This window comes from Streptomyces sp. NPDC006655, from assembly GCF_040703965.1.
Classification (GTDB): Bacteria; Actinomycetota; Actinomycetes; order Streptomycetales; family Streptomycetaceae; genus Streptomyces.
In genome coordinates this window covers 50282-62200 of record NZ_JBEYJU010000030.1, presented here as the reverse complement: position 1 = coordinate 62200, position 11919 = coordinate 50282, and the positions used below count along the sequence as shown (strand labels likewise).

The following is an 11919-nucleotide window of genomic DNA, read 5'->3' as shown; positions in this document are numbered from 1 at the left end:
ATTCCCACCCGAGGGTTGTCGACGAATGGAGTTTCCGCATGACCACCAAGCTCCTGAACATCCTCACCGGCGTCAACCGCGCCGCCGCGCCTTCGTCCGGAGGCATGATCCTCGTTAACGATCTCTACGGCGCAATGCCTGAAACCCGTACAGCATTCCTGGGCAGGGAACCGGTCGATCAGATCTGGAAGGCTGCGTTTGATCAGCTGATCACCCTCTCGACGGCGAAGCGCCCCCAGGGCCCGGCCTTCAACCTCTATGTTGACGAGTTGACGCGTGAAGTCGGTGCGCTCGTCGAGAAGATCCAGCCGGATGCCATTCACGCCCAGTACCCCGGGTTCGCGCTCAGCCTGGCCTTCACCCGAACCGCCGGCAGCATCCCGATCATCGCCATCGCCCACGGTCCGGACGTGATGGCGGCTGAGCGCAGCGCATCGGAACGCGAGGGCCTGAACGAGGTTGCCGCTGCGAGCGCCGCGATCGTCGCCCCGACCTCTGCCCTCGCCGACCGTATCGACCATCTCACTGGCCGCCGGTTCACCGACCGACTCACCGTCATCCCGTGGGGCATCCCTTTGAGTGATACCCGGGTACGCGATCAGCCGCCTACCGGAACCGGACCGCTATCGCTGGTACATGCCGGGCGTCTCGACGACAACAAATCCACGATCACCGCAGTCGAATCCCTGGCTTTAACCGATCAGCCACACCGCCTGACCGTGATCGGTGAAGGAATCCTGCGGAAACATCTGGAACAGCGGGCTATCGAACTCGGACTCTGGGACCGGGTTCATTTCTATCCGTTCCTGCCCCGTACCGAACTGTGGCGCCGCCTGCCGGACTTCGACGCCTGGGTCTTCACGACCAAGGGTCTGGAGGCTTTCGGGCTCGTCCTCATTGAGGCTCAAGCCCATGGCCTTCCGGTTTTCTACTCCGATCTTCCCGGTGTGAGGGAAACCCTCGGGAGCGCTGGCGTTCCCTATACTCCTGGCGACCCGAACTCGCTGGCCGTGGCCCTGGACGAGATGGGCCGGGACTTCCACCGGCGCAAGGCCCTGGCCAAGGCGGCTCTCCATAACGCGCGCCGATACGACATCACTACCACCGGCCGCCTGCTTCGCGAACTGACGCTCCGCGTTGCCTCCTAACCCCGATGTTTGAGACCGGCCGCGCGATCGGTGAAGTCCGAGAGCCCCGCTTGGGCGGGGTTCTCGGACTGGGCGCGACAACGGCTGGTCAGGAAGCCGGCGCGAGAGCGTCGAGGGCAAGTTGCCAGGGATATGCGGTGACGTCCCCATGCTTCGGCCGGTGCGGGCGGAAGCCGCGCCCGTCGGGAGTGCCATCGTCAAGAAGGACTGTGACCCCGGCCGTGCGCAGCGTGGACACGGCGCGGGACAGTGCGGGGTGCTGGACTTGGGCGTTGTTCAGGTAGGGCAGGGCGACGATGGGCAAGGGGAGGCCGAGGCCCTCGGTCACCAGCCCGAGGGCGAGCGTGTCGGCGTGGCCGTCGGCCCACTTGGTCAGCGTGTTGAGGGTGGCCGGCGCAACGAGTAGTGCGTCGGGGTCCGGGAGGACGTCGCTCTGCGACGGGAGCTTGTAGCGGTAGCGCACGGGGTGGCCGGTGAGCTTGTGCAGCGCGTCGATTTCGTTCTCGCCGTCCTCCTCCGCCCACCGGTAGGCGGAGGGCGTCAGGACGAGGCAGACGTCCCATCCGGCCGACTGAGCAGCGCGGATTCCGGTAGCGACATGGCGGGCCGGCGGCGCTGCGCATGAGATCAGGTACAGGGTTCGAGTCACTCGGGCAGTCCACAGCGAACCGCGAGCGCTCGCAACCGCCTGTCCGCGCTGCCCGCCCCCAACAGACGGAGGTCTTCGATGAGTTGCCGGGTCCTCGGGCGGCACAGGACTTCTTCCTTGGCCTCCTCTTCGGCGTCCAGGAGGGTGTTGACGGCATCCTCGCGCTGTCCGGCCTGGGTGTAGGCGCGTGCGAGGTCAGCGAGGAAATGCGCGCGGCGTTCGCGAGGGAGTGCGGCGCGGGCATCTCCGGAAATGTCCATGGCGACGGCCACGGCATCCGCGCCTTCGGAGAGCTGGACGTGCGCCGCGATTCTGTAGAGCTTCACGTTGGTCGGCCCGTACGCGGTGAAGAGGGCGTTTCCGTCGCCTCCGAGTTCGGTGGCGTATTCCTTGGCCTGATCGAGGAGTTCGGGGACAGCGCGCGCTTCCTGGGCGGCGCGACGGTCATCCTTCTCGGCCGCCACAGCGCGTGCCATGGCCCCCTTGAGGTACAGCATGCCGAGCGTGGATAAGCCTTCGGCGCCTCTGCCCTTGAGGTCGGCTTCAAGCCGGGCGGCGGCGGTGACGGCGAACTCGGCGGCGGCGCGGGCCTGGCCGTCGTTGGTCATCGCGTCGGCCAGGTGCCTGCATGCCGATGCCATGGTGACCGGGTCGCCGGACCGTTCGGCGGCCGACACCGCGCGGTGTCCGGCGATCGTGGCAAGGGAGTGGTCGCCGAACTTGATGCTCGCGGCCTCGGTGAGTTGCAGCGCCATGGACAGGGACCGGAAGGCCGAGAGTTGGTCATCGCCCTGGTGGTGAGCGGCTGCCCGGGTGGCGGCAACGAGGAGCTCGGGGACCAGACGGCCGAGCGAGGCGAAGTGGGAGGACTGGAAGGCGGTCCAGCCGTAGTGGACTCGGGCGTGCAGCACGTCAACCGGCAAGGGTTCGGCGGGATCGGTATCGGTTGTGCCTGTGATCACGTCATGGCTCTGTAGAGCGGCCCGGATGCGCTCCAGTTCGACGGCGTCCACACATTCGACGACGGGGTCATCTGCGAGGAGGGCCAGCAGATCGACGCGCAGTACACGGGCGGCGTCCTCCAGCACAGACACGCGGGGGTCAGCCTGTCGCAGGCCGGATTCGAGGGACTGAACCCAACGGCGGCTCTTGCCGTTCATGAGGAGGCCGAACTCGGCTTGCGTGTATCGACGGCGCTCGCGCCAGTAGGCGATGCGGCGACCGATGGCCCTTGTGTCCAACTGCGTTCTCCGGGACTGGCGGACGATGCACACACTCTGTGTGCCTACCGTCAGTTGTACGCCCTCTACGGTGCGGTTATGACCAAGTCGGAGAACCCCTCCCGTGCGGGTCGGGCTTCGTTTTTCCTCAAGCCGGACACCAAGGCAGAAAAGCGACTCAGGCACGCCAGGCGGTCTGCAACGGGCTTGGTCACGTGCGGGGACAACTCCCTTCCATTCTGAGGGATTCACCCCGCAAAGACGACTCATCTGAGAGGGAGATTCCGCCATGGTCCGCCTGTTGATGCCTCCGCCCTTCGCCCGCGCCGTCCGGCCGCCCCTGTAGCCGGTCGCCGGGGCGGGGAGCCCGTTGTTCCCCCGTAGCGGACTGCCTGCCCCGGTGGCCCTTCTCCCGCGCGATTCCGTGCAACCAGACTGCGCCCACGTCCCCGAGGTTTTGATGTCTGATACTCCGCCTTCCACACGCTCCGAGCGCCGTCGGCACGGCAAGTCGTGGGCGCGCAGGGTGAACACCTCCGAGGGGTTGCGCTCACGGCTCGGGCAGCTCGCCGTCCTCCCCCCGTGTGCCGTGCTGCTGCTGATAGCCCTGTCCGAGTACCTCCTGCGGACCGGGTCCTCTTGGTCCGGAACGCGGCTGTTGGTGTGGGCTGCTGCCGTCGCTGGCTGTGCCGGGGTCCTGGTTGCGGCCTGGCGGATGTCCGGTACGACAGCTGACGTGGTGCACCGGGACCGCGTCGCGGGCGTGGAAGCGGTGGAACAGCAGCGGGCGGCTGACGTTCAGAGCCTGAAACAACAGCAGGCGGCCGATCACCGGGCCGTGTCCCAGTGGATCACCCGTCTGCGGTCCGTGATGGCGGACGGCCTCAAAGCCGTTCAGACGACAATGGACCAGCTACAGCGCGGCGAGCAGCCCCAGGTGCGCGAACTGCCGACGGAGCCCGTTGCCCCGCATCCGTTCGAGGTGCTCGAACGCGGGCTGCTCGAATTCGTACACGGCGTACAGACGGCCCTCACCGACAGCTCGGCCCGCCAGGAGAAGGCCGCTGTCCTCAGCATTTCCCGGCGCATCCTGACCCTGATCAATAATACGTTGAAGGAATTCGACGCGCTGGAACGGGAGATGGAGGACCCCGAGGTCCTCAGCCCGCTCTTCCGGCTGGACCACAAGGTCACCCGGCTGCGCCGCCTGGCGGAGAGCCTCACGGTGGCGGGCGGTGCGCTTCCGCGGCGCTCGGGCAGAGCGACGCTCCTGTCCGACGTGATCAGTCACGCGATCTCCGAGATCGAGCAGTACGAACGGGTCCGGCTCGTCTCCCCCGTGGACGGCACAGTCGACGGGCGGGCGGCGACCGGGCTCGTCCATCTACTGGCCGAACTCCTCGACAACGCTGCCAACTTCTCCGATCCCCAGACGCAGGTACAGGTCCGGGTCGAAATGGCCGCCTCGGGAGTGGTCATCCAGATCGACGACCGCGGAAAGCTCATGCCGCAGGAGACCCTGACCCAGCTCAACAGTCTTCTGTCCGAGCCAACCCGGCACCGGTCCGGTGACTACCTGCGGGACGGACGGATCGGGATGTGGGTGGTGGCGGAGTACGCCCGCCGGCTCGGCCTCCACGTCCGGCTCCAGAGCAACTTCTACGGCTCCAACCAGGCCGAGGTGCGGGTGCCGTTCGGTCTCTTCACTACGGCACCGGACCGGCAGGAACCGGCTGCGCGGCCTGACCGCCCGGCTCCCTCACCGATACACGCCCCCGCCCCCGAGACGGCCGCGGCAGACACCCGCACCACCGACAGGCCCCGGGAGACTCCGGCCGCCGCCCCACCGGTGACGGCCCACAACGCGGAGCCCGCCACCCGCTCGGCGGCCAGCCACATGACACCGCTGCCCGAACACGGTGCGAGCGAAGTACCGGACGGGTCCGGCGATGGCGACGAGCTGCCGGTACGCGACCGCAGACGTTCCTACCTGGCGCCGGGCCTGCAAGACAGCGCACGGGAAGCCCGAAGGTCTACGGCACCGTCCGCTCCTCCCAGCGCGGGCCTGATGTCCCAGATCGCCGAAGGGCGGCGCCGCGCCGAGCAGGACGGCGTGCTGGATACCTCCCCATTAGCCGAACCAACCCATCCCCCACACTCCTTGGAGGGCCCCCGTGGCAACCACGACTTCGCATGACCTGGGCTGGCTGCTGACCGACTTCGTCAAGCGGACGAACGGCGCGATCAGCGCACTGGTGACTTCCCGCGACGGCCTACAGGTCAAGAGCCTCAACTTCGACGAGGACGGAACGGCCGACACGCTGAGCGCCATCGCCAGCGGGCTGCACTCCCTGGCCCTGGGCGCCGCTCCTCTGCTGGCTAACGCGGGTGGCGTGCGGCAGGTGGTCGTCGAACTCGACGAGGGCCACCTCTTCGTCATGGCGGCCGGCACGGGCGCGCTGCTGACCGTTCTCGTCGACACCCAAGCGGAGATCGGGCAGGTCTCGTATGAGATGACGCTGCTGGTCAACCAAGTTCCCGGCTACCTGTCCGTCGCACCGCGTTCCGACCAGGCCGCAGCAGCCGCGACGGTGTAGCGCGATGGCCGGTGACGATGGCCTGCTCGACGACGACCTCGGGGCGGTACGGCCCTTCGCGCTAGTCGGCGGGCGGGTCACTCCCTCGCAAGAGCTCGACCGGGCGTCCCTGGTCAAAGCCAGGCCCTCCCTGCCCTCCGACCCCTTGCAGTCTCACTACGCGAAGGCGTTCGCCCTGTGCCAGGCCGGCGCGGTCTCTGTGGCGGAGATCGCGGCGAGGCTCAGCCAGCCCTTGCAGATCGTCAAGATCTGGCTGTCCGACCTCATCGTGGACGGCTACCTGACAAACGCGATGCCCGACAACTACGGCGACGCAGCCACCGACCCACGGATCTTGGGAGAAGTCCTTGCTGGGCTACAGAGACTCTGACCTGACGCTCTCGCTGAAGATCGTCGTGTCGGGCGGGTTCGGCGTCGGCAAGACGACGCTCGTCGGTTCGGTCAGCGAGATCACGCCCCTGCGGACGGAGGAAGCCCTCACCGAGGCCGGGATCGGCACCGACAACGTGACCGGCATCGCTCAGAAGTCGACCACCACCGTGGCCATGGACTTCGGCCGCATCACGCTGCGCAGCGGCCTTGAGGTGCAGCTGCCCCACAACGTGCAGGTGCTGATGTTCGGCACACCCGGCCAGGACCGTTTCTGGTTCATGTGGGACGACCTCGCAAAGGGCGCCGTCGGCGCGGTCGTCCTCGCCGACACCCGCCGGTTGGCGGACTGCTTCGCGGCCATCGAGTTCTTCGAGAGCCGCCAGCTGCCGTTCCTGGTCGCCCTCAACCAGTTCCCCGGCGCGCGCCCGCGCACCGAGCAGAAGGTACGGGCCGCTCTCGGCGTGAGCTCCTCGGTCCCCATCGTCTTCTGCGACGCACGTGACAAGGCATCCTCGCGCAACGTCCTGACCGCCCTGATCTCTCACGCGCTGCACCGCGCCCAGCTCGTCCCGTCCGCCTAGTCCCCCCGTTTCGGCTTTGGAGCCCACGATGCCCACCTTTGACGTTGCGACCGGCCTCCACGCCCAGGTCCCGGAGGACCACAAAGCGGCCGAGCGTCTGGCGCTGTTGCAGCGCAAGGGGCTGATCGAGGACCGTCCCGTTGTGCGGTTCGACGACCTCGCGCGGGCGGCCGCGATGGAGGCGGCCGCCCGGGTCGGCAACGCGCGCGGGTTCTACGGCTTCGTCAACCTGATGAAGGACGGCTACCAGTACTTCGCCGGTATGTGGGTGCCCTCGGGCGCCGACGGCGGTGAGAGTCAGGCAACTGCGGTCGCCATTGCGCCGGCGGACCGGTTCATGGAACGCACCAGCGGGTGGTGTGTCCACACCGCCGACCGCCGCAAGGCGCTGCCCCTCAAGAACGTCATGGACTATCCCCGCTGGATGAACAGGGCCATCCACACGATCGGCGCCCGCACCTACCTGGGCGCCCCGCTCATCCACCGGCCCACCGGCATCGTCCTCGGCACGTTCGCTCTCGTGGGCCAGGAGACGACGGACTGGAGCCGCCAGGACGTCGACATGGTCAAGCGCTACGCCGACCAAGTCCTGGACTACATCGAAGCGCTGCCCGACGTCACCCCCCCGCTGCACTAGCGCGACCGCCCGCCGTAGCCAAGGCCCGCCAGATCAGAGGGAGGGGACGGACCGATGTCCACCGCGTACACGTACCTGACAGACGACCACCTGCGCCTGCGTGACCAGGCCCAGGAATTCGGTCACTCAGTGATCGCCCCCTACGTCCCGCACATGGAAGCGGCCGGAACACACACCGACCGGGAACTACCCCGGCTGATGGGCGAGTTGGGCTGGTGCGGCGTGATCCTCGATGCCGAGGAGTACGGCGGCATGGGCCTGGACCACCTCTCCAAGACGATCCTGATCGCCGAGACCGCGTACTTCAGCGGCGCCGCCGCCGGCATCCTGCAAGCCTCCTACATCCCGACCACCGCGATCCTCTACCTGGGCAGCGAGGAACAGAAACGGCTGTGGCTGCCGCAGATCGCCCAAGGACTGTGGACCGCCATCCTGGTAACCGAGCCCGACAGCGGCAGCCACGTCCTGGGCATGGACGGCACCGCCCGCCGCAAGGGCGGTGAGTGGATCATCAACGCCCGCAAGTGCTTCATCGGCAACTCGCACATCGCGGGTCTCCACGTCGTCGTCGTACGCACCGGCAGACCGGGCGAGCCACGAAGCCTGTCGGCCTTCCTCGTCGAAGCCGACCGAGACGGCATCGAGGTGAGCCAGCCGGACCTTGTCGGCATGCACGGCTTCGCCTGCGGAAACGTGAATCTGCGCGACGTCCGCGTACCCGCCACGAACCTCCTCGGGGACGTCGGCGACGGCCTCGCCGCCGCGTACACCGCCTCGGTCGTCTGCGGGCGCCCCAACCTCGCCGCGACCGCCCTCGGCCTCCACCACCGCGTCGTGGACGAGACGATCGACTTCCTCAACGGTCGCCACCGCAAGACCGGCAAACGCCACCGCGAGACGCGGAAGCTCTCTGATCTCCCTGTCGTCAGGCACCGCCTCGCGGACATGGAATCCCGCCTGATGACGGCCGAGAGGCTGGCGTACGACGCCGTACACCTGCTCGACCGGGGACAGCCGTGTGACGGGGAACTCGTCCAGTCGAAGCTGTTCAACAACGTGGCGGCCGGCGAATCTCTGCGGGACGCGACCTCGCTCCACGGCGGCTACGCCGCCCGCACCGACCACCCCATCACGCGCCTGATGCGAGACATCCAGCTCGTCGGCGCACCGGCAGGCCCGGACGACATCCAGCGGCACCGGCTGACCGAGAAGGCTCTCAAAGTCGACCGCACCCAGTGGTCCGAAGACTTCATCCGCCGTACCCGCCTCGCCGCGGCCGCGTGACTCCCTCCTTCCCTACCCGCACCACGAGAGACCGCCGTGACCGACATGTACGTTCAGCACGAGACCCGCCACGCCGAACTGGCCGACCACATAGAGGAGTTAGTCAGGGCGGCGGTGCCGTGGGTGGAGAAGGTCACCGGCCTGCCGCTGCCCCGCCCCAGGTTCGAACTCGTCGACGTCGACGGGCTCGCCCTCGCGTACCGCGCGTTCGTCCGCCGTCAGATGGAGCGCGACACCGCGGGGCTGGACCTCACCCGCTGGGAACAAGCCAAGCTGGTCGGGCAGCCGCAGGCCGCCGAACTCATGGTCCGCCGCGGAGGGCTGTCGAGGAAGCCCGTCCTCGTCGCGACCAGCATCGGGAAGCCCTCGACGCTGATCGTCCCCGAAGCCCTCGGCCTCCAGAAACTGCGCGAGACCCCCGACCTCCTGTGCGACCTGCTCGTCCGCTCCCTTGCCCAGCAGGCCCAGGTTCTCGCCGGCGACGGCCAGATCGTACCGGCCCCGGAATGGCCGAAGAGCCCGACGGCGAGACACCCCATCGTCCAGCTCAGCGAAGGCCACGCACAGTGGACCAGCAGCCAGGCGACCAGACAGATCACCGGCAGCACCCAGCAGAACCGGGGACCCCTGGCGAAACGCCTCGCCCGCAGCGTCCTGGAACCCATGGCCGACCGACGGGTGGCCCGAGCCAGCGCCCTCGTCGACCAGGCCGTCAGTGCCAGGGGCCTGACCGCGTTCAACGCCGTGTGGAACACCCCCGGCCTCGCCCCCACCCTCGACGAGTTCCGGCACCCCGGCCGGTGGATCGGCCGGATGCCTCCTCCCTAGCACCCGCCATGTTCCACCCGCTTCCCGCGCACGGGCTGCCCCCACCGGGCACCCGGCCGCCGCCAACTACCCACCCCCCAGATCCGAACGGTTCCCGTGACCCCTCCCATCCCTCTAGCCCCCGCGCCGCGGCCGGACTCAGCACTCACCCACCGGCCCGACGTGGCCGCCCCCCGCTGGACGGTCCCCACCCTGGACGACGGCGAGACGCACCGGCAGGCATACCAGCTGCTCGGCCCGGCCTGGCGGAGCTCCGCCCCCAGCGTCATCAGCACCGGAACGGGCTTCGACGTGGTGCAGGCGCCGCAGGACTACGCCGCTGCGGCCCTGGACCGTATGCGCACGCTCGGCACACCGGTCGGAGCCGTGTACGCCGAAGGCGACAACTGGCGGTTCTTCGTACCGCCGGGGTCCGGAACGCTCCCCTGGTCCGCTCCCGCATTGTGCCTGAGCGGTCCTGCCCTGCTGGCACCTGCGCGTGCAGCCCGCGGCCCCGGCCCGGATCTGCGGTGGATCACCCGCGGCGAGCCGTGCGGACAGCTCCTGTGGACACCGCCCACCGTCCTGTGGGCCGCGCTCGCCGCCCTTGCACCCCCAGCCCCCGCCCCGGTCACGCACACACCCGCGACACGGCCCGCTGACCTGAGCTGACAGCCCTCGGAAGAAACCCATGATCAGGCACTTCGACACGACGATCCCGAACTCCGCGCGCATCTGGAACTACTGGATGGGCGGCAAGGACCACTACGACGCCGACCGCCAGGCCGGCGACGCCTACCGCGCCATCGCCCCCCAGATCGTCACCATGGCCCACGAAGCGCGCGAGTACCTCAACCGCGCGGTCACCCTCCTCGCCGGTGACCTCGGCGTCCGCCAGTTCCTCGACGTCGGGACCGGCCTGCCCGCGGCCGACAACACCCACGAGGTCGCGCAGAGGGTCAGCCCGGCCGCCCAGATCGTCTACGTCGACAACGACCCGATCGTCCTCGCCCACGCCAGGGCCCTGTTCATCAGCACACGCGAAGGCCGCACCGCCTCCATCGACGCCGACCTGCACGATCCGGAGAAGATCCTCACCGCCGCGCACGGCCTCCTGGACTTCTCCCAGCCCGTCGCCCTGATGCTCATGGGCGTCCTGGGTCACGTCCAGGACCACACCGAGGCAACGGCGATCGTCCGCCGTCTCCAGGCCGACCTGCCCGTTGGCAGCTACTTCGTGCATTACGACGGCACCGACACCGACCCCGGCCTCGCGAAAGCCCAGGCGGGCTACAACACCACCGGCGCCCTCCCGTACGTTCTGCGCAGCCCCACACAGCTCGAAGCCTTCTACGACGGGCTCGAACTGCTGGAGCCCGGCATCGTCTCGTGCCCCCTGTGGCGGCCGGCCCCAGAGAGCTCCCCGGAGCCGACGCACATCTACGGAGGCATCGGCCGCAAACAATCCGCTCGCGCCGAAGGCCCAGCGGAGGTGAACAGATGACGTTGCTGGGTCACGATCCGCGGGAGATCATCACTCTCGTCTCGCTGAACCTGGAGAAGGACGGCGGACGAGACACGGGCGGGCAGTTCCCCGCGCGGTGGTGGGCGGCCATCGAGTTCCTGAAGGAACTGCGCCCGGACATCCTGCTCCGGCAGGAAGCCACCTACAGCGCCCTTCACGGAGCGCGGCGGCACCGGGCGACCTGCGAACTCCTCGGCATGCGCGGAATCCTCGCCCCCAACAACCGGGGGCGGAACCCGACCGCGCTGTATCTGAGGCCGGCAACGTTCCCCTCGTTCGAGATCACCTACGACCGACCCGGGCAGCGGGCGCTGTGGAGAACACCACCCGCCATGGTGATCACGCAACTCGCTGGGGTCCCCGAGGTCGACATCCTGATCGGCTCTTGGCACGCGGCGTTCAACTCGGCGGTGGCGCGCATGCTGGAGACCGACGAGCTCACCACCACCGTCGACAAGATCAAGCAGGGCCTGGCCTGGCTGGGCGGCGGCGACTGCAACGAGGCAGCGCACCCGTGGGGCGAGCTGGTGGGCCCGATCAACTGGGCGCGTCCCGGCATCACGGACTGGACCCACATGGTGCACCGCACCGTCGAACTGCCCGACGGCACTCGGGTCAACGCGGGCTACCTGGACCGCACGCTCCTCTCCTGTGGTCTCCACGACGTCGCCCGCTACGCCGCCCAGGCACACGGGCAGCTCACCGCGCTGGCACCGACCGGGGGGCACGCCCCCGGAGCCGTCGGGCAGGGAGGCCCGCAGCGGATTGACCGTGTCTACGCCGATCCCTGGCTCACCCAGGCCGTGATCTCGGTCCGCCGCCTGCGCACCGACCGCTTCAGCGACCATCACGCCGTCGAAGTGATCTTCTCCCGGCCGCTTCTCGAACAGGCACTACGACGTCAGATCGCCCCCCTGCCGCGCTGGAACCTCGGCCCTCCGTCCACCGACGCATTCCGGCTCGCGGTGTAGCGGCCCGCCGGGACCCCGGCCTCCGCATGCGTCCAGTCCTCGGCCGCCGTGCCCTGCCACGGGAAGCCCAACCCCCCCTGATGGGCGCGGTAATCACCGCACCCTCACCAACCACACAGCCCTCCGCC

At 68.7% G+C, this 11919-nt stretch carries 13 protein-coding genes; 11 read left to right on the top strand and 2 right to left on the bottom strand.

The genetic code is table 11. The annotated features are described in order from the left end of the window. Positions 1 to 38: 38 nt before the first annotated feature. Positions 39 to 1148 carry a glycosyltransferase family 4 protein gene (locus tag AB0958_RS19535; RefSeq protein WP_366891699.1) on the top strand — a complete coding sequence of 370 codons (1110 nt, stop codon included), beginning with the start codon at positions 39 to 41 and terminating at the stop codon, positions 1146 to 1148. Between the two features lie 88 nt (positions 1149 to 1236). Here AB0958_RS19535 and AB0958_RS19530 read toward each other — a convergent pair whose 3' ends face one another. Beyond that, positions 1237 to 1797 carry a flavoprotein gene (locus tag AB0958_RS19530; RefSeq protein WP_366891698.1) on the bottom strand — a complete coding sequence of 187 codons (561 nt, stop codon included), beginning with the start codon at positions 1795 to 1797 and terminating at the stop codon, positions 1237 to 1239. Further along, on the bottom strand, positions 1794 to 3038 hold the full coding sequence (locus AB0958_RS19525) for a helix-turn-helix transcriptional regulator (RefSeq protein ID WP_366891697.1): 1245 nt from the start codon (positions 3036 to 3038) through the stop codon (positions 1794 to 1796). The genes AB0958_RS19530 and AB0958_RS19525 overlap by 4 nt, the downstream gene beginning before the upstream one ends. Before the next feature lie 505 nt (positions 3039 to 3543). Here AB0958_RS19525 and AB0958_RS19520 point away from each other — a divergent pair. The 10 genes from AB0958_RS19520 (at position 3544) to AB0958_RS19475 (ending at position 11791) form a co-directional block, all read left to right on the top strand. After that, positions 3544 to 5214 (top strand): ATP-binding protein, encoded by a 1671-nt coding sequence (locus AB0958_RS19520; protein WP_366891696.1) that lies wholly within the window; start codon positions 3544 to 3546, stop codon positions 5212 to 5214. Then, entirely contained in the window at positions 5192 to 5614 is a 423-nt protein-coding gene (locus AB0958_RS19515; protein ID WP_366891695.1) for a roadblock/LC7 domain-containing protein, read from the top strand. Before AB0958_RS19520 ends, AB0958_RS19515 begins: the two co-directional genes overlap by 23 nt. A 4-nt stretch (positions 5615 to 5618) precedes the next feature. Further along, positions 5619 to 5984: a DUF742 domain-containing protein gene (locus AB0958_RS19510; RefSeq protein ID WP_366891694.1), complete on the top strand. Its 366-nt coding sequence runs from the start codon at positions 5619 to 5621 to the stop codon at positions 5982 to 5984. After that, entirely contained in the window at positions 5962 to 6567 is a 606-nt protein-coding gene (locus tag AB0958_RS19505; RefSeq protein WP_366891693.1) for an ATP/GTP-binding protein, read from the top strand. Before AB0958_RS19510 ends, AB0958_RS19505 begins: the two co-directional genes overlap by 23 nt. Positions 6568 to 6595: 28 nt before the next feature. After that, positions 6596 to 7204: a GAF domain-containing protein gene (locus AB0958_RS19500; RefSeq protein WP_366891692.1), complete on the top strand. Its 609-nt coding sequence runs from the start codon at positions 6596 to 6598 to the stop codon at positions 7202 to 7204. Between the two features lie 54 nt (positions 7205 to 7258). Further along, positions 7259 to 8488, top strand: a complete 1230-nt coding sequence (locus AB0958_RS19495; protein ID WP_366891691.1) for an acyl-CoA dehydrogenase family protein — start codon at positions 7259 to 7261, stop codon at positions 8486 to 8488. A 45-nt stretch (positions 8489 to 8533) separates the two neighbouring features. After that, positions 8534 to 9316, top strand: coding sequence for a zinc-dependent metalloprotease (locus tag AB0958_RS19490; RefSeq protein WP_366891735.1), 783 nt, complete (start codon positions 8534 to 8536; stop codon positions 9314 to 9316). Positions 9317 to 9478: 162 nt separating this feature from the next. Then, positions 9479 to 9967: a hypothetical protein gene (locus AB0958_RS19485; protein ID WP_366891690.1), complete on the top strand. Its 489-nt coding sequence runs from the start codon at positions 9479 to 9481 to the stop codon at positions 9965 to 9967. A gap of 19 nt (positions 9968 to 9986) precedes the next feature. After that, positions 9987 to 10799, top strand: coding sequence for an SAM-dependent methyltransferase (locus AB0958_RS19480; protein WP_366891689.1), 813 nt, complete (start codon positions 9987 to 9989; stop codon positions 10797 to 10799). Next, a complete protein-coding gene (locus AB0958_RS19475) occupies positions 10796 to 11791 on the top strand; it encodes an endonuclease/exonuclease/phosphatase family protein (protein WP_366891688.1) in 996 nt (331 codons plus the stop codon). Before AB0958_RS19480 ends, AB0958_RS19475 begins: the two co-directional genes overlap by 4 nt. Positions 11792 to 11919: the final 128 nt, after the last annotated feature.